Annotated in this window: 23 protein-coding genes and 1 riboswitch; of the genes, 20 read left to right on the forward strand and 3 right to left on the reverse strand. The window is 48.0% G+C overall.

Annotated features, from left to right (window positions below; all coding sequences use genetic code 11):
• Positions 1–5 precede the first annotated feature (5 nt).
• Complete coding sequence (locus I2B62_RS08145; protein WP_013381142.1) at positions 6–392, forward strand: VOC family protein; 387 nt, start codon at positions 6–8, stop codon at positions 390–392.
• An 81-nt stretch (positions 393–473) separates the two neighbouring features.
• Here the strand turns inward: I2B62_RS08145 and I2B62_RS20645 are convergent, their stop codons facing one another.
• Positions 474–608 (reverse strand): hypothetical protein, encoded by a 135-nt coding sequence (locus I2B62_RS20645; RefSeq protein ID WP_013381141.1) that lies wholly within the window; start codon positions 606–608, stop codon positions 474–476.
• An 8-nt stretch (positions 609–616) separates the two neighbouring features.
• Positions 617–1,774, reverse strand: coding sequence for a uroporphyrinogen decarboxylase family protein (locus tag I2B62_RS08150; RefSeq protein WP_195268480.1), 1,158 nt, complete (start codon positions 1,772–1,774; stop codon positions 617–619).
• Positions 1,775–1,936: 162 nt separating this feature from the next.
• Here I2B62_RS08150 and I2B62_RS08155 point away from each other — a divergent pair, with 162 nt between their 5' ends.
• The 13 genes from I2B62_RS08155 to I2B62_RS08215 all read left to right on the forward strand — a co-directional run bounded on the left by I2B62_RS08155 (position 1,937) and on the right by I2B62_RS08215 (position 14,756).
• Positions 1,937–2,647, forward strand: coding sequence for a TetR/AcrR family transcriptional regulator (locus I2B62_RS08155; RefSeq protein ID WP_195268481.1), 711 nt, complete (start codon positions 1,937–1,939; stop codon positions 2,645–2,647).
• A 154-nt stretch (positions 2,648–2,801) separates the two neighbouring features.
• Positions 2,802–2,919: riboswitch (cobalamin riboswitch) on the forward strand.
• A 148-nt stretch (positions 2,920–3,067) separates the two neighbouring features.
• Positions 3,068–3,820: an energy-coupling factor ABC transporter permease gene (locus I2B62_RS08160; RefSeq protein WP_013381138.1), complete on the forward strand. Its 753-nt coding sequence runs from the start codon at positions 3,068–3,070 to the stop codon at positions 3,818–3,820.
• Position 3,821: 1 nt separating this feature from the next.
• Positions 3,822–4,142, forward strand: coding sequence for an energy-coupling factor ABC transporter substrate-binding protein (locus I2B62_RS08165; protein WP_013381137.1), 321 nt, complete (start codon positions 3,822–3,824; stop codon positions 4,140–4,142).
• A gap of 79 nt (positions 4,143–4,221) precedes the next feature.
• Positions 4,222–5,109, forward strand: a complete 888-nt coding sequence (gene cbiQ, locus I2B62_RS08170) for a cobalt ECF transporter T component CbiQ (RefSeq protein WP_195268482.1) — start codon at positions 4,222–4,224, stop codon at positions 5,107–5,109.
• 10 nt (positions 5,110–5,119) lie between these two features.
• Entirely contained in the window at positions 5,120–5,953 is an 834-nt protein-coding gene (locus tag I2B62_RS08175; RefSeq protein ID WP_195268483.1) for an energy-coupling factor ABC transporter ATP-binding protein, read from the forward strand.
• Between the two features lie 146 nt (positions 5,954–6,099).
• Positions 6,100–6,744 carry a cobalamin-dependent protein gene (locus I2B62_RS08180; protein WP_038351724.1) on the forward strand — a complete coding sequence of 215 codons (645 nt, stop codon included), beginning with the start codon at positions 6,100–6,102 and terminating at the stop codon, positions 6,742–6,744.
• On the forward strand, positions 6,717–7,433 hold the full coding sequence (locus I2B62_RS08185) for a GntR family transcriptional regulator (protein WP_195268484.1): 717 nt from the start codon (positions 6,717–6,719) through the stop codon (positions 7,431–7,433). The genes I2B62_RS08180 and I2B62_RS08185 overlap by 28 nt, the downstream gene beginning before the upstream one ends.
• Entirely contained in the window at positions 7,430–8,131 is a 702-nt protein-coding gene (locus I2B62_RS08190; protein ID WP_195268485.1) for a GntR family transcriptional regulator, read from the forward strand. Before I2B62_RS08185 ends, I2B62_RS08190 begins: the two co-directional genes overlap by 4 nt.
• 221 nt (positions 8,132–8,352) lie before the next feature.
• Positions 8,353–9,759: a trimethylamine methyltransferase family protein gene (locus I2B62_RS08195; protein WP_195268486.1), complete on the forward strand. Its 1,407-nt coding sequence runs from the start codon at positions 8,353–8,355 to the stop codon at positions 9,757–9,759.
• A gap of 75 nt (positions 9,760–9,834) precedes the next feature.
• The gene (locus tag I2B62_RS08200; protein WP_195268487.1) at positions 9,835–11,139 is read left to right on the forward strand and encodes an MFS transporter; all 1,305 of its coding nucleotides are present in this window, start codon (positions 9,835–9,837) and stop codon (positions 11,137–11,139) included.
• Between the two features lie 47 nt (positions 11,140–11,186).
• Positions 11,187–12,461 (forward strand): MFS transporter, encoded by a 1,275-nt coding sequence (locus I2B62_RS08205; protein ID WP_195268488.1) that lies wholly within the window; start codon positions 11,187–11,189, stop codon positions 12,459–12,461.
• Between the two features lie 23 nt (positions 12,462–12,484).
• Positions 12,485–13,891, forward strand: a complete 1,407-nt coding sequence (locus I2B62_RS08210) for a trimethylamine methyltransferase family protein (protein ID WP_195268489.1) — start codon at positions 12,485–12,487, stop codon at positions 13,889–13,891.
• Between the two features lie 94 nt (positions 13,892–13,985).
• Positions 13,986–14,756 (forward strand): formate/nitrite transporter family protein, encoded by a 771-nt coding sequence (locus I2B62_RS08215; RefSeq protein WP_195268490.1) that lies wholly within the window; start codon positions 13,986–13,988, stop codon positions 14,754–14,756.
• Positions 14,757–14,817: 61 nt separating this feature from the next.
• Here the strand turns inward: I2B62_RS08215 and I2B62_RS08220 are convergent, their stop codons facing one another.
• Positions 14,818–15,702 carry a LysR family transcriptional regulator gene (locus tag I2B62_RS08220; RefSeq protein WP_195268491.1) on the reverse strand — a complete coding sequence of 295 codons (885 nt, stop codon included), beginning with the start codon at positions 15,700–15,702 and terminating at the stop codon, positions 14,818–14,820.
• Positions 15,703–15,855: 153 nt separating this feature from the next.
• Between I2B62_RS08220 and I2B62_RS08225 the strand changes: the two genes are divergently transcribed.
• The 6 genes from I2B62_RS08225 to I2B62_RS08250 all read left to right on the forward strand — a co-directional run bounded on the left by I2B62_RS08225 (position 15,856) and on the right by I2B62_RS08250 (position 23,526).
• Complete coding sequence (locus I2B62_RS08225; protein WP_195268492.1) at positions 15,856–17,619, forward strand: ABC transporter ATP-binding protein; 1,764 nt, start codon at positions 15,856–15,858, stop codon at positions 17,617–17,619.
• Positions 17,619–19,505 carry an ABC transporter ATP-binding protein gene (locus I2B62_RS08230; protein WP_195268493.1) on the forward strand — a complete coding sequence of 629 codons (1,887 nt, stop codon included), beginning with the start codon at positions 17,619–17,621 and terminating at the stop codon, positions 19,503–19,505. The genes I2B62_RS08225 and I2B62_RS08230 overlap by 1 nt, the downstream gene beginning before the upstream one ends.
• Positions 19,506–19,718: 213 nt before the next feature.
• Positions 19,719–20,300 (forward strand): MptD family putative ECF transporter S component, encoded by a 582-nt coding sequence (locus I2B62_RS08235; protein ID WP_195268494.1) that lies wholly within the window; start codon positions 19,719–19,721, stop codon positions 20,298–20,300.
• Positions 20,300–21,034 (forward strand): energy-coupling factor transporter transmembrane component T, encoded by a 735-nt coding sequence (locus I2B62_RS08240; RefSeq protein WP_195268495.1) that lies wholly within the window; start codon positions 20,300–20,302, stop codon positions 21,032–21,034. Before I2B62_RS08235 ends, I2B62_RS08240 begins: the two co-directional genes overlap by 1 nt.
• A 7-nt stretch (positions 21,035–21,041) precedes the next feature.
• Positions 21,042–22,541: an energy-coupling factor ABC transporter ATP-binding protein gene (locus I2B62_RS08245; protein WP_195268496.1), complete on the forward strand. Its 1,500-nt coding sequence runs from the start codon at positions 21,042–21,044 to the stop codon at positions 22,539–22,541.
• The gene (locus I2B62_RS08250) at positions 22,531–23,526 is read left to right on the forward strand and encodes an AraC family transcriptional regulator (protein WP_195268497.1); all 996 of its coding nucleotides are present in this window, start codon (positions 22,531–22,533) and stop codon (positions 23,524–23,526) included. The genes I2B62_RS08245 and I2B62_RS08250 overlap by 11 nt, the downstream gene beginning before the upstream one ends.
• The last annotated feature ends 60 nt before the right edge of the window (positions 23,527–23,586 follow it).

The following is a 23,586-nucleotide window of genomic DNA, read 5'->3' on the forward strand; positions in this document are numbered from 1 at the left end:
ACATTATGGGAAAATACCGTATGGCACATACCATGATCCGTGTAATGGATCTTGAAAAATCACTGGCATTCTATCAGGATGCGCTGGGCTTTAAGGAAGTCCGCAGAAAGGACAAGCCGGAAGGCAAGTTTACCCTGGTATATCTGGGCGATGGCCAGACTGATTTCACTCTGGAGCTGACCTATAACTACGACCCTGAAAAGCCTTATGTCATCGGCGATGGCTACGGCCATTTGGCAGTGGAGGTCGAAGACCTGGAAGCCAGCCATGAAGAACACAAGGCCAAGGGATACGATGTCACTGACCTCAGTGGTCTGGACAACGGCGTTAAAAGCTATTATTTTATCAAGGACCCAGACGGGTATAAGATTGAAATTATCCGCCTGAAATAAACGCGGCAAAAAGCCCCCGGAAATTTTCGGGGGCTTTTGTTTTGCGGTACCATACTTTTCCAGACCCTGCATCAAGCGGTTTTACATGATCAGGCTGAGAATAAACATTTCCAACTCGGTTTCGGTAACCTCAAGATTGCTTTCGATCATGGGGCGGTATTCTTCGGGATAGCTCTCAACAATTTCTCTGTCTAACTGTGTTAATTGATCTTTCATGTTTCACCTCAATACTGTCCGTACTCGCGGACGAAATTCAATACAGCTTTTAGCTTATCCGGGTCAGCATCATGAAAATCCAGGGCGGATTTGTTCAGCCCGAAGTAAAAGCGGCCGTTTTTCATGCCGATATCCATCAGCTCACGGGCTTTGTCAACACATTCCCCGGTAGAGTAATCCGAAAAATAGTTCAGTGGATAGGAGCAGCTGAGCATATGGTCCCGGCCGAGGGTGGCAGTCGCCTGCTCAAAATCCTGGTATTCCACGGCGATGACGATTTTATCCTTTGGCAGATCCTGATAAAAGTCGAAGAAACGGCCGTCGCGGTAGTCACCCTGGAAGTTGACATAAAGGGTGACGCCCTTATCAGTCAGCATTTCACACAGCTTTTTGAAGGTGGGCCAATAAAAACGCTCAAACTGCTTCTGATTGATCATCGGCGGCAGGTGAGACCAGGTGCAGGCCAGTGGGAAGCCGCTTTCATCTGCCATGCTGGTGGTTTCCACGTAGCGGGCCATGACGTTTAACAGCGCGTCGCAGGCGGCTTCGACGTCGTCTTTTCTGCGCCGCAGATCCATGGAAATCTGGGTGATGCCCCGCAGATGGTCTGCCAGAAGGTCGAAGGGGGCGTAGAACATGGTGCCGTAGTAGAGCAGCGCATTGTTTTCCATAGTTTTTTCAAAAATCTGGTCATAGAAGTGGTGAACCTGATTCTTTTCATAAAGCAGTGCCTTGGCAAAAGCCATTGTGCTGTAGGGGGCTTCACGCCCCAGCTCGGTGTACATCCGGGGCAGCACGCGTGATGCGATGCAGTGGAGAGGATCCTCGATGAGCTCGGGATATTCCTCCGGAAACAGTGAGGTCACCTCCGGATGCTGCATATAGCCGTTGACGCGGTTCTGAACCCACACCTTTGAGCCCAGTAGGGCATTTTTCTGCGGCGGCAGAAAAACCACACTTTGGGTCAGATCGATGTCAAAATCCTTCATGACCTGGTCATAGCCTGCGATAAAGCCGTCGTAATCCCAGAAGGAACGGATGCAGTCCTGTTTTGTATACTCACAGATATAGGTGGGCTCAAAGTCCATCATAATGGGGACATAGTCCATTTTTTCGCCGCGAACACCGCGCATAAAATTATCCAGCTTTGCCTGAACATTTTCCATTTTGTTTTGTTCTCCCTTATTTTTACAGATTTAGACAAAATGTGCACATATTTTGAATACGTTCAATATACACCTTTTTCTGAATTTTGTCAACGTTCAAAATTTGTTTCTTTATTTTTTTTACGGTGGATGCTATAATATAATAAAAAACGTGGAGGAGCCATGGCTAACTATAAAAACGGCCTCGAGACAAAGGAAAGCCTTTACCAGAGCGCCAAAAAGATTTTTTATCAGAAGGGCTATGATAAGACAACGGTCAAGGATATCATCACCGATGCCAGGACAAAACAGGGACTTTTAAACTATTATTTCGGGGCGAAGGAGAACCTGGCGGTTCAGATCTATAAGGATTTCTGCAACGATGTTGTTTTCTGCGTGGACGAGAAGAAAGATGAACTGGGAAGCCTGCCGCGGGGGATGCTATTAGATATGATCGGCTATCGGGCTTATTTTAAGGCGTTGTTTACAGACGACGCTGTCATGCGGTTTTATGCAGAGGTCTCAAAACTGCCGCTGTTCGCGAGGAGCATGCTTGATCTGCGGGATTATTTCTTTAGCCTGGAGCTTGAGAGTGAGGCCTATACGGGCATTAACCCAAAGCTGAAGGAACGCAGATATTTCGAGTATCTGAAATCGCTGACGGTTGGAATGGAAATTCAGGTGTTCAGGGATGTGCTCGAAAAGCAGATTGATCTGGAGCTTCAGGACGCTGTTGACTGGTTTTTCTTTGATTATTACAGCTTTCTCTTTACCGATGCGGGCTATATCCGTGAAAATATCGAAGCGTCAAGACAGGTTGTCAGTCGTTTTATCTTTGAGATTACCCCGACCTTTGAGATCAGCTTGTCAGTACAGGCGGGCAGGCGTCTCTAGTAAGAAATGCGTAATAAAGTTAGCTAAATCAAAGTATACCCATAAGGGGTACAGGTATAAGGGGCTCTGGTAGATTTCAAATAGATGCAACAGAGGTATTGACAAAACAGGTTTTTAAGCATATAATAAATGTAAATTCGGCATTGTTATTATTGTCCTGTGGTTGTCCATCGGCCTCACGATGGTTTGAGCACAATTGGGTGAAAATCCCAAACGGTCCCGCCGCTGTAAGACGAAAGTCAAGTCAGATTGCTGACCATAGGATTTTAAGCTGCATTTGGTTACGAGAGATAACTGAATGTAAGGACGAGGCTGTGTGTATCTTTGGCACACCCATTTCGTACTTTCATCGCTTATCTTTTTTGATGAGCGATTTTTTTATGGCAAAGTACGTTGGGAACAAGTTTGAGGAGGTAGAAAATGACAAAGAGACAAAAACAAGTTGTGACCATGCTTGGGGCATGGGCACTGGTCTTCGGTATCGTGCCCGCGGCAAACGCGATGCACATCATGGAAGGCTATTTACCGGTTGGCTACTGCATTATGTGGGGTGTTTTATGTATACCTTTTCTGGCAGCCGGCTTTTTCTCCATTAAAAAGACTCTGACAGGCAACAGAAGGGCGATCACCCTACTTGCGATGGCGGGCGCATTTATCTTCGTGATCTCTTCTTTGAAAATTCCATCCGTTACGGGCAGCTGCTCGCACATGACCGGTACAGGCCTGGGCGCCATTTTATTTGGCCCAAGCGCGGTCAGTATTCTGGGTATTATTGTACTCTTATTTCAGGCGATCCTTCTGGCCCACGGCGGTTTAACTACCCTTGGCGCCAATACCTTCTCCATGGCGATTGCAGGTCCCTTCGTGTCCTTCGGAATCTATAAGCTTTGTCAGAAAATGAAGGTAAACCGCAAAATCGGGGTATTTTTGGCAGCCTGTATCGGCGATCTGTTTACCTACTGTGTCACCAGTATTCAGCTGGCCTTTGCCTATCCGTCAGAAACGGGCGGCGTAGCGGCTTCAGCGGTTAAGTTTTTGGGCGTCTTTGCTCCTACACAGCTGCCGCTGGCCATCATCGAGGGGATTTTAACGGTTATTATCGTCATTGCTCTGGAAACCTATGCGAGCCCAGAGTTAAAATCAATTGGATTTTTAGCAGCGGAGGAAGCGTAAGATGAGCAAAAATAAAAAATTAGTTATTGTTCTGCTGGTAATCGTCGCGCTTTTGGTAGTCGTTCCGCTCTTTGCCCTTCAGGGCGCAGAGTTTGGTGGCTCCGATGATGCAGGAAGCACCATGATCGAAGAAATTCAGGGCGGCGAATATGAGCCATGGTTTACGCCAGTGCTTGAAACGTTGATCAACGGTGAACTGCCAGGTGAGGTTGAATCACTGATCTTCTGTCTCCAGACCGGTATTGGCGTTGGCATTCTGGCCTTCTTTATGGGCCGGCTGGTTGAACGCAAAAAGCTCGGGAAAGAAGATTCAGAGCTGTAATCGCATTTCCGGGGGTAGGGAAACCTGCCCCTTTTTTATGATTTAAAGTAAAAAATCCTTAGTGTAAAGGAGCTTGTTCGTGAAAGTATTTTTAGCAGCGCTTGCGATTCTGTGTGTGTGTGGCCTGGTATACTGGTTTCGCCACCGGGAGTGCGTCCACAGACATGGTGGACACCATGGACATTCCCACGGCGGGGCGGTTTTTTCCATTGATGTACTTGCCTATAATTCAAAGATCAACGGCTGGAATCCTGGCTTTAAGGTAGGGTTTTCCCTGCTGCTTCTGCTCATCTGTGTCATCGCCAATAACCTCTATGTGTCAGTCCTGGTTATTTTGATCACAGCTTATATTACGGTGGTCATGGGCGGCGTACACTTTAGGGATTACCTGAGCTTTTTAAGGGTGCCGGTGGCGTTTCTCATCCTTGGGAGCATTGCCATCCTCTTTAATTTTTCAAAGGAGCCTCTGGGACTTTGGTCCCTCAACTGCCATTTCTTTTATATTTATATATCCCATGACAGCCTTATGACGACGCTGTATCTGTGGGGCAAAGCCTTTGGCGCAGTCAGTGCCATGTATATGATGTCTCTGTCCACACCGTCCACTGAGGTCTTTGGAGTTTTGCGCCGAGTGCATGTCCCCAAGCTTGTCATTGAGCTGATGAATATGATTTACCGGTATATTTTTATTCTGATGGACACGCAGGCCAAAATGAAAAACTCGGCGGAGTCCCGGCTGGGCTACTGTGATTTTAAGACAGCGGTTTATTCTTTCGGTCACTCCATGAGTAATCTTTTTGTGGTTTCCATGAAGCGCGCAAGCCAGTACTATGACGCGATGGAAGCCCGGTGCTATGATGGCGACCTTCTGTTTCTAGAGGCTGAGAAGCCCCTGCGCAGGGAGCAGGTAATGGCCGCGGGACTGGTCGTACTGCTGCTTACAGCTGTCTGGATTTTAAAATTCTAGGAGAGGCAACATGAAAGAAACAATCATTGAAATAAAAAATCTTAAGTACGCATATACCGGGGACAAGCAGGCGCTTCGGGGCATTGACGTTACCATTGGCAAGGGGGAACGCATTGCGGTTATCGGCTCCAACGGAGCTGGAAAGTCAACCTTTTTCCTGAACCTCAACGGTGTGCTCACGCCGGACAGCGGCGAAATTTATTTTAAAGGCCAGAAGCTGACCCGGGATAAAAAGGACCTGAATACCCTGAGAAAATCTATCGGGATTGTTTTTCAGGACGCGGATAATCAGATCATCGCGTCAACAGTCATGGGAGAGGTTTCCTTTGGTCCCATGAACCTTAAGCTTCCCAGAGACGAGGTGGTCCGCCGGGTCGATGAGGCGTTAGAGTACATGAACATTACGGATTTTAAGGACCGGCCGCCCCATTATCTGAGTGGCGGTGAAAAAAAGCGAATCACCATTGCTGATATTATTGCCATGCACTCCGAGGTCATTGTTTTTGATGAGCCTACCGCGGCTTTGGATCCATTAAATGCGGAAATGCTGGAGGAGGTACTTGAGAAGCTGGCATCCCAAGAAAAAACCATGCTGATCTCCACCCACGACGTCGACTTCGCTTACCGCTGGGCGGAGCGCGCCCTTGTTTTCTGCGATGGGCAGATCATTGCCGACGCTCCGCCAGTTGAAATTTTTGACGATGAGGATATCCTGAAAAGGGCCAATCTGAAAAAGCCCATGATGCTGGAGATTTATAACGCCATGGTAAAAAAAGAGATGCTCCCGGACGATCAGTCTTATCCGAAAGATGTGGCGGCTTTTAAGCGTCTGCTTGAAGCCTGACATACAGCAGCCAAAAATGAAAATTTACAGAAGAACCAGCCTTGAATGTGCTGGTTCTTTTTTATCACCAATTTGGCCTGACACGGTTGTTTTTTATGAGTATGCTATGTTATACTAAAGGAGATTACAATACCAGTGAGGCGGAAATGATTGAACAATTAATTACTGCTTTTGTAGAACTTGACGAGGAGCTCGTTAATAAATTGACTAAACGGGCACTGCGGAGCGGCATAAAACCCTACGAAATTATCGAAGCGGTTAATTTTGCGCTCGGCGAAATTGGGAAAGGCTTTGAGACAGGGGAGGCGACGCTCTCAGACCTGATGATGTCGGGCATTCTCTATGAGCAGATCATTAACTCCAAAGAGATGCATCTTTATGACCAGATCGAGCAGACCAACAGCTCTGGCCTGATTCTCTTGGGGACCATAGAGTCGGATATTCATGACATCGGCAAGTCGATTTTCAAAAGCGGCGCGATTATCTCAGGCTTCAAGGTCATTGACCTGGGTGTAGATGTCTCCTCTGATATTTTTATAAAAAATATCATCAAGTATCAGCCGGATATTTTGGGAATCAGCGTAGTCTTGACCAGCGCTGTGGACTACATTAAGCGGACCATCGACGTTATTACAGGCGAGGGGCTGAGACAGAATTTAAAGATTATTCTCGGGGGCAGCTTCATCGATGATGAGATTGTCCGATGCTGCGGGGCCGATGGTTACGCAAATAATATTTTGGATGGTGTAAAGCTGTGTCAACGATGGATGGAAGAAAGAGCCAATCGGTAAAATATCAGCAGATTGCTGACGATATCCGTTTAAAAATACTGGGTGGAATCTATGCCCAGAATGAGATGCTCCCATCAGAGAAAAAACTGGGTGAGAAGTATGGCGCAAGCCGGCTGACCATCCGAAACACGCTTAACCTGCTGGAGAACGAGGGATATATCTACACGAAGGCAGGGAAGGGCTCTTTTGTAAAGGGGGTATCCACTGATCTATATCGGATTGATATGGACATCAACAGCATTCTTAACGACGGATATGACCGGGTAGAGCTAATCAAAGCTAAAATGATCAAGCCAGATATCGATCTGGTTTACGAGCTCAAGGTTTCAAGGGAGAGCAAGATCGTCTTTATGGACTGGCACATTTTTAAGAACGAGGCGATTATTGGGTACGACAGGCGTTTTATCCCTTATTTCAGAGGTCTGCCCATTGATGAGAAGGATTTGACCTACACAGGCCTGAAGGATATGATCAAGGACTCCCAGACAGATTTTAGGGAGGAGATTGTCATTAACGGCATTATTCCAGAGACGTGGCTGAAGGAAAAGATGGGCATTGACAGCAAAAATACCGATTCGCTGCTCTTAGTGGAGCGCAAAATTTATGACGACCGGGGAACCCCCACCGGCCTTGACCGCCTGTACCTGAACGCGAATGAAAGCTGTATTAAAGGAGTTTTTAGTGTATGAGCAATGAACAACTGTTTACGACCTATCAGGTTGTTTATGAGGATTTGAAAGATAAAATTCTGGACAAAACGTTTCAACCCGGGGAAAAGCTGCCCTCCTTCAGTGAGCTGTGCGAGATCTATAACGTGAGCAATATAACAGTCCGCAGGAGTATTGAGCTGCTGCGTCAAAACGGCTATGTCCATTCCAAGCCGAGAATTGGTAATTTTGTAAATGAAATTAAGAATGAGGTCTATGCTCTGCGCTATAACCAGCGAACCTCCATGAAACATGAGCCGACAGACGTAAAGGTTCTCTCGGTCGATTCGGTCGATCTCGAAGAGATGAAGCAGTACACCAAGGTGCGGCCAAACCGGCGCGCCAGGTGTATTAAGATCGCCCGTATACACTATTTTGGACAGCTGCCTGTTATGTATGAGCTGATTTTTATCCTGCACAACCCGCGGCTTAACATCCATTCCTATAACGAGGAACGCTGGATCAATGACGGTATCAGCGTCATTAACAATTATGACATCAATAAAAAATTTTATCTGTCTGTCGATAACCACTGTGGACCGGTAAAGGATAAACTCTATCTGGAAGCTGAGGACAGTATGTTTCGCATCCTTATCGAGTACTACACAAAACAAAACCGTTTTGCGGGCATTTCCGTGAGCTTTGCCAGCTGTGATGATATAGATTTTCGGATTTCGTAAAAATTTATAAATTTTCTTGACAACGCATACAAAAGGTGTTAATCTTATCTCAGAAATTATCGTTAGAGTAATTCAATTGAGTATAACATGTTATATATATTTAAATGGAAAGGAGATGGTTTTTTAAGAGGCTTATTTTTTTATAGCAATTGAGTATAACATGATATTTATAATATCTTTGTAAATTGAATTGATTGATTATTAAAATTTAGGGGAGAATCATGAAGTTAAATTATTTAATTGGTACAGATCAAGAGGTACAGCGTATACACGAGACAAGCCTGAAGATTTTGTCAGAGATAGGTGTGTCCTTTCGGTGTGAAGCGGCCTTTGATATTTTCAGGAAGCATGGAGCCAGGGTAGAGAACGGAATCGTCTATATGGATGAAAAGCTTGTAGAGAATGCGCTGTCCAGTTTGCCGAAAACTTATGAGTGGTATGACCGACTTGGAAATAAGATTATCATCGGCAACAAGGTTACTCATAATGCGCCGTCCTATGGCCCAATGTATGTCTGCCAGAACGGGAAGTATGAGCTGTCGAGCCACAGACATCTGGTCAATTTTCACAAGTTGCATGAGACCAGTAGAGTCATTGACATCTCAAATCCAAACGTTATTGATGTGTCTTACGTCCACGGCGCGGCGCGGGAAAAGTACCGCTTGGGCATTGCTTTGAAATACTGCCAGAAGCCCTTGATGGGCCTGGTAGAAGGCAAGGCTGTTGCGACAGAGAGCCTTGAGACTATGTGTCGTTTTTATGGCCTGGAGGATGTCAGAAGACAGATTATCGCCACTGGGCTGATCGACACAATGGGGCCGATGCAGATGTCTACAGCGATGTCAGAGGCTCTGATCACATATGCAGAGCTGGGACAGGCGGTGATTATCTGTGCGGGACAGACCTTTGGCGTCACCACGCCGCAGTCCATGGCCGGGGTCTATACTCTGGGAAACTCCATGATCCTGGCAGCCATGGTTTTAGCCCAGCTGGCCCGGCCAGGCACACCGGTTGTCTATTGCGGGAAATTTGACTCGTCGGATATGCGGCTGCGTTCAGCGGCTGCCTATGGGGGGATAGAGGCCATGCTTGCCTGCGCCACCTCAAGAAGAATGGCAGACTTTTATGGTGTGCCGCTGCACAGCGGCACGAGCAATACGGATTCCAAACTTATGGATTATCAGGCAGGGGCCGAGTCATTTATGAATCTTCTGACAGCTTATCTGCTAAAGGTTGAATGCCAGGTACATGCCTGCGGATTGCTGGACTCAATGAACTCCATCGGCTATGAGAAGTTTATTCTGGATGAAGAAAAAATAGAGTCACTGAAGCATCTGATGGAAGGCTATGAGATCGATGACTCGACGATTATGTTCGATTCCATCTTAAAGACAGGGCCGACAGGACAGCACTTTGAAAGAACTCAGAAGTCCTACCGGAAAGATTTTATCATGCCAAGGCTTTCGATCCGTGACAACCACAACAGCTGGATGCAGGCAGGTTGCCCATCTGCTGAGTCGCTGGCGACAAAAGAATGGCAGCGGCGGCTGGAGGAATATACAATGCCTGAGCTGTCCGGGGAGCAGGCGGAAATTCTTGATACACTCATTCCTGAAGAATATCGTTAATGTTGGACTTACCGGGCGGCGGGATTATCCGGGCCGCTTGATAAGCACTGTTTTACTAAACAAAAAGGAGTAAAAATGAAAAATTCTAAGTTAAAAAGCATCCTTCAGTTTATTGTGCTCTGCGCCGGGGGAAATGCAATCTTTTATGTTATTTTTATGCGAAGCAGCTTCTACGAAGCTTTTCTGGAAGCCTTCACGATGACAAATGAGCAGTTCGGCGTTTTGTTCAGCTGCTATGCCTGGGTTGCTGTCGCAACCTATTTCCTGGGAGGGATCGTGGCCGATAAAGTTTCTACAAAGGTGCTGATGGTCATATCTTTTGCGGGAACCGGTCTGCTTAATATTTGGTTTGGTACCTTTCCTAAGTACGAGACAGCGTTGTTAATCTATGCGCTGATGGGCGTCACAACAACGCTGACCTTCTGGGCAGCTTTGCTGAAGGCCACAAGACAGTTTGGTCAGAGTGTGGGCAGTGAGAGTAAGGCCTTTGGCGGGCTGGAAGCCGGTAAAGCCATATTTGAAGTCATCTTTGGAACACTGGCGGTTTTTCTGTTTACAAAATTTGCTGTTATGTCAGCAGGGCTCCGCTTTGTCATCTTCATGTACGGTGGCATTTTAATCCTGCTGGCGATCATCTCACTGTTTGTTTTTGATAACGGTACGGGTGACGAGGCAGTTATCAGTGAGGAAAGCCCCTTTAAGCTGCTGCTCCAATGCCTGAAAAATGTGGATATTTGGATATGTGCCCTGATGGGTGCCGGAGCCTATGCCATCGGGAGCACCCTTGGCTCATACTGTGGTGATATTGTTGGCTCAAACTATGGCGCTACTATTGCCGTTATGGGATATGTTGGGGTCATGACCGCTTATTTCAAACCCTTTGGCGGGCTGGGCGCTGGCTGGTTCGGCGATAAATTTGGACCGAGTGCGGTGCTGTTAATTTTGAGCATTGTCCTGACAGGCTTTGCCATTGTTTTTGCTTTCCTGCCCACTGGACCGGAATATATTTGGCTGTTCTTAGTCCTTTTCGCAGTCGAGATTGTGTGTACAGGCGCTTTCAGAAGCCAGAAATATGCGACTATTAAGGAAGCGCGGGTGCCGATGTCTTTGTCTGGGACAGCTTTCGGCTTTATGGCCACCATTATTTATGCGTCAGATGCCTTTTTGCCACCAGTAATCGGCCGTTTTCTGGATACCTATGACTCAGTGACTGCTTACCGCTACACTATGCTGATACTGGCAGGATTTGGTCTGCTGTCTGTTGTGCTGTGTCTAATTTTCAGATACCGCAATAAAAACAATATTAAAGAGATTTTAGTTGAGGAGAGAGAGGCTAAGGTCCTTCGCAAAGAATCCAAACAAAAAAGCGCCCAGGTTTGAATCCATGTGTTAAAAAAACCAATGGATAAATGTAAAGGGAGTTAATTATGAAAAGGCAAAGGATCAGAAGTGTTTTGCAGTTTATAGTATTGTGCTCCGGCGGAAACGCGATCTACTATGTGGTTTATATGCGGAGCAGTTATTACAATGCTTTTCTAGAAGCTTTCACGATGACGAATGAGCAGTTCGGTGTTTTATTCAGCTGTTATGCATGGGTAGCGACTCTGACATACTTTCTGGGTGGCATTGTGGCTGATAAATTTTCACCGCGAAAACTTCTGACAATTTCTTTTCTGGGAACCGGTCTGCTGAACCTCTGGTTCGGTACCTTTCCGCCCTACAATGTAGCGATTGTGATATATGCGTTGCTGGGCATCACTACAACACTCACCTTTTGGGCCGCTTTGATTAAAGCGACAAGACAGTTTGGACGAAATGTAGGCAGTGAAAGCAAAGTGTATGGGGGACGAGAAGCAGGAGCTTCGTTTTTCGAGGTGCTTGTCGGAACTTTTGCGGCTTGGATGTTCACACACTTTGTATCGCTATCCATGGGGCTACGCTTTGTTATATTTTTATATGGCGGCATTTTGATGTTTCTGGCCATAGCATCCTGGTTTGTCTTCACAGACGATCTGGAAAACGATGAGAATATTAACGATGAGAAGCCCTGGAAAATCATCCTCCGCTGCCTTAAAAATGCCGATATCTGGCTCATTGCCATCATCGCGCTGGGAGGGTATACGATTGGGAGCACCATCGGATCTTACGGCAGCTCCATTGCCAATTTGAACTTTGGGGCTTCTGTAGCATCAATGGCCTTTATCGGCATGCTGACAGCTTATTTTAAGCCGGTTGGGGCTTTGGCCTCTGGTTTCTTCGGCGACCGGATGGGCGCGAGTAGATCAATGCTGTGGCTGATCAGCCTGCTGATTATCTGTGCGCTGGTGATTGGCTATATACCAGGAGGCGGTGCGAGTCTGTATCTGTTTATCATTGTATTTATTATTGAAATCATATTGACGGGCGCGGTCAGAGGACAGCTCTATGCGCCGCTGAATGAAGCGGATATTCCGATGAAATTCTCGGGAACCGCCATCGGGCTTATCTCCACCGTCGCTTATGCGTCCGATGCCTTTTTACCGCCAGTGATCGGAAAGCTGCTGGACACCTATCCGTCGGGTATGGCTTACCGGTATGTAATGCTGATGCAGGTGGGCTTTGGCGTTATGGCTGTTATCGCGCTTCTAATCTTTATGAAGCGAAACAAAAAACGTATCCGGCTGCTGGCAGAGGAAGAACAGAAAAAGAGAAAGAAGAACTAATTTAACAACGAGGAGACAAGAGAATGAAGCTAAACTATTCGATAGGAACAGACCAGGAGATTGAAAGGATTCATGAGGAGAGCCTGAGAATTTTATCAGAGGTCGGCGTGGTTTTTCACTGTGAGGAGGCCATTGAGATTTTTAGGAATTATGGCGCGAAGGTTGAAAATGACATTGTCTATATCGACAAAAAAATGGTTGATGAAGCCCTTACGTCTGTACCGCAGACCTTTGACTGGTATGGACGTGACGGTGATAAGATCACAGTGGGTGATGGAAAAACAAAAAATGTTCCTGCCTACGGGCCCATTTATGTTTTAAAAGAAGGCAGCTATGAAAAAGCAAGCCATGAGCATCTGGTTAACTTTCACAAGCTCCATGAAACCAGTAAAATAATGGATGTATCAAATCCAAATGTTATTGATGTATCCTACATTCCGCCAGATATCAGAGAGCGGTACCGCCTTGGTGTGGCGCTTGAGTACTGTACCAAACCGATGATGGGACTGGTCGAAGGCAAAGAGGTGGCAGAAGAAAGCCTTGAGATGATGCGCCGCTTTTATGGTGTAGATCATCTGGGTGACAGGATCATCGCCGCTGGCCTGATTGACACAATGGGGCCGATGCGCCTTTCAACCTCGATGGCAGAGGCGTTGATTACCTACTCACGCAGCGGGCAGGCGTTGATTATCTGCAGTGGGCAGACCCTCGGTATTACTGCGCCGCAGTCTATGGCAGGCACCTTTATCTTAGGCAATGCTATGATCCTGGCATCCATTGTGCTGTCGCAGATTGTACGGCCGGGCACTCCGGTCGTCTATTGCGGAAAATTTGATTCTGCTGATATGCGTCTGTCCTCTGGAGCGGCCTACGGTGGTATTGAGAGCCTGTGGAGTGCGGCGACCTCAGCGCGGATGGCCCGTTATTATAATGTGCCGTTGCATACCGGTGCGGGCAATACAGACTCTAAGCTCATGGACTATCAGGCAGGTGCAGAAACCTTTATGAACCTGTTTTCGGCTTATGCGCTGGATACAGACTGCCTTGTGCACGCCTGCGGTACGCTGGACTCCTTTAATTCCATCGGCTATGAAAAATATATTTTAGACGAAGAAAAAATTGAATCACTGGAGCATCTGAAGCAGGGCTACGAGGTTAATGAAAAGACTGTGATGTTTGATTCCATCAAAAAGACCGGCCCCTCCGGCCAGCATTTTGAGCGGACACAAAAGTCCTATCGTACTGATTTTATCATGCCGAAGCTTTCGATCCGGGATAACCATAACAGCTGGATACAGGCAGGCTGTCCGTCGGCAGAATCGCTGGCGACAGAGGTTTGGAAGAAACGCTTAGAAGAATACGTTAAGCCAGACTTTAACAAGGAGCAAAGAAACATTTTGGATGACTTGCTGCCCGAAAAATACCGTTAAAAAGCAACAAAACAGTTCTGCGCTGTGACGATGGTCACGGCGCTTCTTTTTTAGCCTTGTTATAATTTTCACAAAAGAGTTAGGAGGTTAACATATGTTTTTAGAAGCGTTTACAAGTGTGCAGAAGGCAGCTGTGGCCAAAATCGGGCTGCTGAAAAAGAACCCCCTGGGCTATTTTGTGGCAGCCATGCTGGCCGGTGCTTTCATTGGGTTTGGTGTTTTATTAAGTTTTACCATCGGCGGACTGCTGAGCGGAGAGCCCTATGTCAAGATTGTCATGGGAACAGCCTTTGGCGTTGCCTTGAGTCTGGTGGTTATCGCCGGAGCAGAGCTTTTTACAGGAAACAATATGGTCATGGCAGCAGGGCTTATGACAAAATCGGTCACCATGGCGGATACCTTGAAGCTGTGGGGAGTCTGCTGGCTTGGCAATCTGGCAGGCTCTGTGCTGCTGGCCCTTATTTTCTGGGGAGCCGGCTTTGCAGCCGGGCCGGTCGGTGAGTTTATTGCAGCGTCGGCAGCGGCTAAGATGGGTCTTTCCCTTATACCCTTGTTCTTGAGAGGCGTTCTGTGTAATGTGCTGGTTTGTCTGGCTGTGTGGTGCGGCTTCAAATGCAAATCGGAAAGCGGGAAGCTTATTATGATTTTCTGGTGCCTTTTTGCCTTTATCACGACGGGCTTTGAGCACAGCATCGCGAATATGACACTGCTGACAATCTCCCTGCTTGCGCCCATGGAAGCAGCGGTCAGTATCGGTGGCTACGTGTATAATCTAATCGTCGTAACCCTTGGCAATATGGTTGGCGGTATTCTCTTTGTGGCAATTCCGTATTATCTCATTTCTAAAAAGAAAGAAACAGCATAGTTTGCCAGTTATCTCCCTCGTTCAAAAACGCCTGAGTACAGCGCTCAGGTGTTTTTTGCCGTTATAGGGAAAAGCTGGCTTTTGTGAGCTCAATAAAAAGCTTGAGCAAGGGGGCTTTTTTCTTTCCCTTGTAATACAGACCATAGGAAACAGCCCTTGCCGGGGCGTAGGGAATATAGGCCAGCTCAGGATCACGGCTTGGGAGCAGATCGGGCAGAAGGGAGAAACCCAGACCGGCCTTTACCAGGGTGCAGGCCTCGTCGATATTTTCAGAAAAGTAGGAATTTGCCGGCGAGAAATTGGATGCCTCTTTCTGCTGAAAAGTCGAAATATCAGAAAAAACCGGCACCGGCGGCTGGCAGAGCACGATGCTGAGCTCCTTAAGCTCGGTCTGAGATACAGACGGCTGTCCTGCGAGGGGATGGTCCTTTGGCAGGACACAGGCAATGGGTGCTTTGATAAGCTCGACATAGCTGAGACGGAGTTTATCGGTTTTTTCATTTTTGAATTCGAACATGACGTCAATGGTCTCGTCGGTCAGGAGATTAGCGAGGGCGTGAAAGGGAACCATTTTAATAATAGGGTGCAGCAGGGGAACCTGTCTTTTCATTTCCTTAATAATACCCGGAAGAAAAGCGAGTTCCATTCTGCTGTGGAACCCCATAGCAAAAAAGGAGAGCTTATCTGTACTGTCATCGTGAAGCCGCATTTTTGATATTCTCATAAGCGACAGGATATTTTTGGCGTCGGAAAAAAAGCTCAGTCCAGCCTGTGTTAAGGATACGGAACGTGTAGTGCGGTGAAAAAGCTTCACGTTTAACTCTGCCTCCAGGGTGTGTATTTGGTGGGTAACTGAGGGCTGTGTGATGTGCAGGGCTTCCGCCGCCCGGGCGAAGTTCAGGTTTTCTGCGACCTGCATAAAGCATTCGAGCTGTGTGCTGTTCATAAAGATCTCCTTGATTTATCGATAAAATTTTTCTTTGTTTATTAATTGATGTTCTTAATTAATGATAACATTTTTTGAATTTACTTTCAATGTAATTTGTAGTTTAATAATATGTAAAACAATAAAAACAACAAACCTTGAAAGGAAGAAAAAATGGTAAAAACACTTTTGGGGCAGGTGAAGCAGTATAAAAAGGCTTCACTACTGACGCCCCTGTTTACGGCTCTGGAGGTTATGATGGAGGTCTTGATCCCCTGGATCACATCGCACATCATCGACCGAGGCATTGAGGCTGGAAATATACAGCAGGTTTATTTTTACGGAGGGATCATGGTGGTCATGGCCATGGCAAGCCTGAGCTTTGGCATTCTGGCGGGCAAATACGCGGCCAGCGCATCATCGGGGCTGGCCTGTAACCTGAGGGAGGGTATGTATGAAAATATTCAGCGCTTCTCCTTCTCAAACATCGACAAGTACAGTACGGCTGGGCTGGTCACACGGCTTACCACAGACGTTACCAATGTGCAGAACGCCTATCAGATGATTCTGCGCATGTGCACCCGTGCGCCGCTGATGCTCATCAGCGCCATGGTCATGTGCTTTTTCATCAACACCCGGCTGAGCCTGGTTTTTGTGGCGGCCATTGTGGTTCTCGGCTTGGCTTTGGCATTGATTATTTTAAAGACCACTAAAATTTTTGACCAGGTTTTTAAAAAATACGATGCTCTGAACGAAAGCGTCCAGGAAAATGTATCGGCTATACGGGTGGTCAAGGCTTATGTCCGGGAGGACTATGAAAACACCCGCTTTTCCAAAGCTGCCGCTAACCTGTACAGGCTTTTTGTTAAAGCGGAGGGGATTCTTGCCTTTAACAATCCAGTCATGATGTTTGTTATTTATGGCTGTATCCTTGGAATTTCATGGCTCGGCGCTCAGATGATCGTGGTCGGCAGTCTGACAACCGGCGAATTGACCGCTATGTTCAGCTATATCATGAACATCATGATGTCTCTGATGATGTTGTCCATGATCTTTGTGATGGTGACCATGAGTCTTGCCAGCTGCCGCCGTATTGCCGAAGTGCTGGAGGAACTGGCCGATATCAAGGACCCGGCGCGTCCTCTGACAGATGTAGAGAGCGGCAGCATTGATTTTGAACAGGTTCATTTCGCATATAAAAAGGGCAGTGGTAAGGAAACCCTTTCAGCCATCGACCTTCACATCCACGCCGGTGAAACCATTGGCATTATCGGAGGCACGGGCAGCGGTAAGTCGAGTATGGTCAACCTTATCAGCCGGCTTTATGATGTGACAGACGGCAGGGTACTGGTGGGCGGTAGAGATGTCCGGGATTATGACCTGGAGGCCCTTAGAAATCAGGTGGCTGTCGTGCTTCAGAAAAATGTACTGTTCACAGGGACGATTCTGGATAATTTGCGCTGGGGGAATGAGCAGGCAACTCTGGAGGAATGCAAATATGCCTGCAAGCTGGCCTGTGCCGATACTTTTATCGAGCAGCTGCCCGACAAATACGATACGGTTATTGACCAGGGCGGCACCAATGTTTCCGGCGGACAGAAGCAGCGTATCTGCATTGCGCGGGCGCTCTTGAAAAAACCAAAGGTCTTGATCCTGGACGACTCTACCAGTGCGGTGGATACCGCTACAGATGCCCGTATACGGAGCGCTTTTATCAGCGAGATTCCAGGAACGACCAAGCTGATTATCGCCCAGCGTATCTCCAGCATCGAGGACGCTGACCGGGTCCTGGTGATGGACGAGGGGCGCGTTGACGCCTTTGACACACCGGATAATCTGCTGAAAACAAACGCCATCTACCAGGAAATTTATGCCTCTCAGGTAAACGGTAACGGAGATTTTGATGAGGGCAACATAGAAATGGAGGCAGTAAGTTAATGAATAAAATCAAAAAAGACGGTCTGAGCATAAAGGCTCTCGGCCGTATTCTGGCAATGATTGTAAGAAACTACAAAGTAACCACAGTGGTGGTGCTTTTATGTATTTTTGGCTCGACTCTGATCACAGTCAAAGGAACCTTGTTTATGCAGACCTTGATTGATGATTATATTATCCCTCTGACCGGTTCAGCCAGCCCTGATTTTGAACCTCTGGCCACAGCACTTGTCCGTCTGGCCTGCATGTACCTCATCGGTGTGGGGCTGGCCTTTTCCTATAACCGCATCATGGTCAATGTGAGCCAAGGCACGCTTAAAAAGCTCAGAATTAAGCTTTTTACCCATATGGAGGCATTACCCATCAAGTATTTTGATACCCACGCCCACGGTGATATCATGTCGGTTTACACCAACGATGTCGATACTCTCCGCCAGCTTATCAGTCAGAGTCTCCCGCAGATTATCCAGTCCATTGTCAGCATAATCACAACCTTTGTAAGTATGCTGCTTCTGGACATCCCCCTGACACTGGTGACGCTGGCCATGACAGCGGTTATGCTGGCCGCGACATCAAAGCTCGGCGGAAAATCAGGCGCTTATTTTGCGGCGCAGCAGAGGGATCTGGGCAATGTGAACGGCTATATTGAGGAAATGATGAGCGGCCAGAAGGTCGTCAAGGTTTTCTGTCATGAGGAAAAAAGCCTGGAAGGCTTCAGAGAGCGCAATGACCATCTCCGTGAGAGTGCCAACAGTGCCAACAAGTTCGCCAATATTCTCATGCCTGTCAATGCAAATCTGGGCAATATCAACTATGTGCTGTGCGCTATTGTGGGCGCGGTGCTGGCTTTGAGCGGCAGCGTAAGCATGACTCTGGGGACACTGGTGTCCTTCCTCACTCTGAATAAAAGCTTTACCCAGCCCATCACCCAGGTCAGCCAGCAGCTCAACAGCATTGTCATGGCTCTGGCAGGGGCTGACCGTATCTTCAACCTCCTGGAGGAAAAGCCAGAGACTGACGACGGTTATGTCGAACTGGTAAACGCAGTGGAGCAGCCGGACGGCACTCTTTTAGAGAGTGCAGAACGCACAGGCGTCTGGGCGTGGAAGCACCCGCACAGGGCGGAGGAGACTGTTACCTACAAACGGCTGGAAGGGGAGGTTACCTTCAACGGAGTCGATTTTGGCTACGACGATATTCATATGGTACTGCATGACATTCGACTTTTTGCCGAACCAGGGCAGAAGATCGCCTTTGTGGGCAGTACCGGCGCGGGAAAGACGACCATCACCAATCTGATCAACCGCTTTTACGATATACAGGATGGAAAAATACGCTATGACGGCATTAACATCAACAAGATCAAAAAGGCCGATCTGCGGCGCTCGCTGGGCATTGTTCTACAGGATACCCATCTTTTTACAGGTACCGTTATGGACAATATCCGTTTTGGACGGCTCGACGCCACCGATGAGGACTGTATCGCAGCTGCGAAGCTGGCCAATGCAGACGGCTTTATAAAACGTCTGCCAGATGGCTACCAGACCATGCTTACCGGTGACGGAGGAAGCCTGAGCCAGGGACAAAGACAGCTGCTGTCTATCGCAAGAGCTGCGGTTGCCGATCCGCCGGTGCTCATTCTGGACGAGGCCACCAGCTCCATCGACACCCGTACCGAAGCCATGGTGCAGGAGGGAATGGACCGTCTGATGAAGGGAAGAACGACCTTTGTCATCGCCCACCGCCTCTCCACTGTCCGCAATGCAGACTGCATCATGGTGCTGGAAAACGGCCGCATTATTGAGCGCGGTACCCACGACGAACTCATTGCCGGGGAGGGTAAATATTACGAACTTTATACCGGAAACTTTGCCGAGGAGGCAGCCTGAGCCCAGAGGAAAACCAATTGCTCCCCAAAGACAGAGAATAAGCCGTTTGGACAGTTTTTCTGTCTGAACAGATTTATTTTGTCCGGATGGAGCAGACGGCAGACAAAAGGTTATGCTACACTAAATATGCTTATGAAAGGGCTCCATGCAGATGGAGTCCTTCTTTAAAAAAATCTAGTTAGGTAAAACTAACTGAAACAGGAGGAAGTTTACATGAACAACAGGCTTCAGGCAAAGGATCTGATTAATGTGGGCATTTTTACGGCCATTCTTTTTGTTATCTGCATGGGTGTCGCCATGGTAGGTTATATTCCCATTTTTGTACCGCTGCTCTCAGTGATCGTTCCCTTTGTGGGCGGTATACCTTTTATGCTGTTTTTGACAAGGGTCAGGAAATTTGGAATGGTACTCATCATGGCTGCCATTATCGGTATTATCATGTGTCTGATGGGTATGGGGTTATGGGCCTTGATCACTGCGCCGGTCAGCGGCCTGCTGGCAGAGCTGGTGCTGAAGTCCGGCGGTTATACCAGCGCCAGAAAGGGCGTTTTAAGCTACGGCGTGTTTTCCGTGTGGCTCATTGGCAATTACATTCCTATCGTGGTCAACCGGGGAAGCTATTTTGATATGCTGGTCTCCGGGTATGGACAGGAATACGCTAATACGCTCATGGCCTACATTCCAAATTGGAGCCTTCTGCCGCTTCTGGCCGCCTGCTTTATCTCGGGTATTTTAGGGGCTGTGCTGGGCAAAGCAGTGTTCAAAAAACACTTTATGAAGGCCGGGATTGTCTGATGGCACAGGCGCGTACCAATACGGATGTTTTTGGCGGCCTGTCTCTTGACCCAAGAACAAAAATGCTTTTGGTGGTCACCGTTTCCACGGTTGTCATTGGCGGGGGGAACGGCGGCGTTATGAATTTTGTCAAGCCGGCCCTCACGCTGGTCCCTTTTATACTGCTGTTGGCCTCAAAAAAGTGGGGCGCTGCGTTTGGATACTTAGCCGCTTACACGGCAGCCTTCTGCGGCGAGCTGTTTCTGGTGCCTGTCACCACAGGCTTTCTGAATTTTATCATCGTTGCAACCTGTGGCCTGTTCGCCCGGTTTATGCCTGGGATTATGATGGGGTACTTTCTGGTAAATACCACTACGGTCAGTGCCTTTATGGCAGCCATGGCCCGGATGCGCGTCACACCGAAGCTATCCATCCCCATGTCAGTCATGTTCCGCTTTTTTCCGACAGTCCGGGAGGAGTATGGAGCCATTGGAGACGCTATGCGGATGCGGGGGATCCGCTTTGGCGGCGGTAAGGCAGGCGCCATGCTTGAATACCGCCTGGTACCGCTCATGATGTCCTGCGTGAAGATTGGAGAGGAGCTCTCAGCGGCCGCTCTGACAAGGGGGCTTGGCGCACCTGTGCAGCGGACCAATATCTGCCGGATTGGGTTTCGTCTGGTTGACATTCTGGCCATTGTTTTATGCGTCGCCAGTCTGACGGTATTTGTATTGAATAAATTTGCGCTTCTGTGAGGTGAGTATGATTATATTTGAAAAGGCGTCCTTTTTCTACGGACAGGATAAAAAAGAGGCAGACCTGGACAGCCTAAGCCTCACCATCGCCGACGGTGAGGTAGTTTTGCTGTGCGGCGAATCGGGCTGTGGCAAAACCACCCTGACCCGCCTGATTAATGGCTTGATTCCGCATTACTACGAAGGCAGGCTGTCTGGCAGTATCACGGTCAACGGCCTGAATATCAGGAATGCGCCTCTGTACGAAACCGCAAAAATGGTCGGCTCCGTGTTCCAGAATCCCCGATCACAGTTTTTTAATGTGGATACCACCAGCGAGCTGGCCTTTGGCTGTGAGAACCTGGGTCTGCCGGAGGCTGAGATACACCGACGGCTAAAAAGCACAACCGAAGCATTTGGGCTTGATTCGCTTTGCGGCAGAAATATTTTTAAGCTTTCTGGCGGTGAAAAGCAGAAAATTGCCTGCGGCTCTGTGGCGGCGCTGCACCCGGAGGTTATGGTTCTGGATGAACCCTCCTCTAACCTGGACACTGCCTCTATAAAGGAACTGAAAAAAGTTATCCGCCAATGGAAAGCCCAGGGAAAAACCATCGTGGTGGCAGAGCATCGTCTTTATTATCTGGAGGGCTTGGCGGACAGAGTGGTCTGTATGAAAAAGGGCCGGATTGACAGGATTTATACAGGCCGGGAGTTTTACAGCCTGCCGCACCACAGACTGGAGGAGATGGGCCTGAGGGCACTTTCCATGTCGGGCCTTTCAAAGGTAAGGGCAGTCGAAACAAGCGTTAAAAAGACCATGCGTCTTGAACAGTTCCAGTTTGCCTATCCCCATTGTCCTCCAGCGCTGTCTATCGGACAGGCCGATGTGCCGGAACGCGGCGTTATCGGTATCATCGGACACAATGGCGCGGGTAAGTCTACCTTTGCGCGCAGTCTCTGCGGCCTGCAGAAGAGGGATAAAGGAATTGTGCGCTACAAAGGAACCGCGATGAAGTCTAAAAAACGACTCTCGGCCTGTTATATGGTTATGCAGGATGTTAACCACCAGCTTTTTACAGAAAGTGTGCTGGATGAAGTTCTGCTCTCCATGAAGCAGGAAACCCCGGAACGGGCATCCTCCATTCTGGAATCCCTTGACCTGCTGGAATATAAGGAAAAGCATCCTATGGCACTGTCAGGCGGGCAGAAGCAGCGTGTCGCTGTGGCCTCGGCCGTTGCCTCACAGCGGAAGATCATTGTTTTTGACGAACCGACCAGCGGGCTGGATCTGCGGCATATGCAGGAAGTGTCCGGCAATATACGCGTTCTTGCAGAGCAGGGCAGAACCGTCTTTGTGGTTACTCATGACCCTGAGCTTATTCTGTCATGCTGCACACATATCCTTCATATCGATCACGGCAGACTGGTGGGAAATTATCCCCTTGACGCAGCGGGAAGGAATATAATGCTTGACTTCTTTTTAAAAAGCAGCGAGGAGATGGAAGGAGGACAAGACCATGCATTTTGACCGGGAAGCGATGGGACCAAACGTTTCGCTGATCTGTCAGGATGAGCGCTGTACAGTTTATCAGGTAAAGGAAGACAGCGGGGAGGGCGTGATGACCGCCTACGATGTATTCCCAGGTGTGTATCTCCTATACAACGATTTTCATATGGAAAAATGTTTTTCAGAGTTTAAACCTGATGTGGACTTGTTTTGTATCGACCACTGCCGTGAGGGACGGATTGAGTGGGAGATCATAAAAAATAAATTCATCTATCTCGAAGCCGGAGACCTGCAGATGAACACCCGAAAGCATCACGTCTGTGATTTTAGCTTTCCTTTGAGGCATTATCATGGCATCACGGTTGGCTTTTATATGGAAAAAGCCATGGAGGCGCTGCCGCATGTCCTGGAGGGATTCCCTGTTGACCTTGAAAAAATCCAGAAAAAACTCTGCGGGGACGAGCGCCCATTTGTCATGCGGGCAGGCGCAGGAGTAGAGCACATTTTTTCTGAACTCTACACTGTCCCGGAACATTTGAGGATGAGCTACTTTAAGATCAAGGTGCTCGAACTTCTTTTGTTTCTGGACGCGCTGGAGGTTGCCCAGAACAGCGATGAGCGGCCGTATTTTTATAAGACACAGGTCGAAAAAGTCAAGGCTATTGTTCGGCTTCTGACCGACAATTTGGAGCACCACTACACATTAAAAGAGCTTTCCGAGCGCTTTGAATTTCCCCTCACCTCCATGAAACTTTGCTTTAAAGGGGTTTATGGAACCTCTGTTTATGCCTATATGAAGGAATACCGGATGAACGCCGCCGCACTCATGCTCCAGGAAACCAATGAAAATATCGTTTCGATCGCCAACCGGGTAGGGTATGAAAATCCCAGTAAATTTGCAGCGGCCTTTCAATCTGTTATGGGCATGTGCCCGGCAGAGTATCGCAAATCCGTCGTCCGAATGGAGCGGCATTGGCAGAAACGGAGCAGACAAGAAGTGCAGTGATTGAGTATAATACGGATGGTTCTTAAAAAGGACTGTCCGTTATTATTTTTTAGGAGGCGA

This window comes from Eubacterium sp. 1001713B170207_170306_E7, assembly GCF_015547515.1.
Classification (GTDB): Bacteria; Bacillota; Clostridia; order Eubacteriales; family Eubacteriaceae; genus Eubacterium.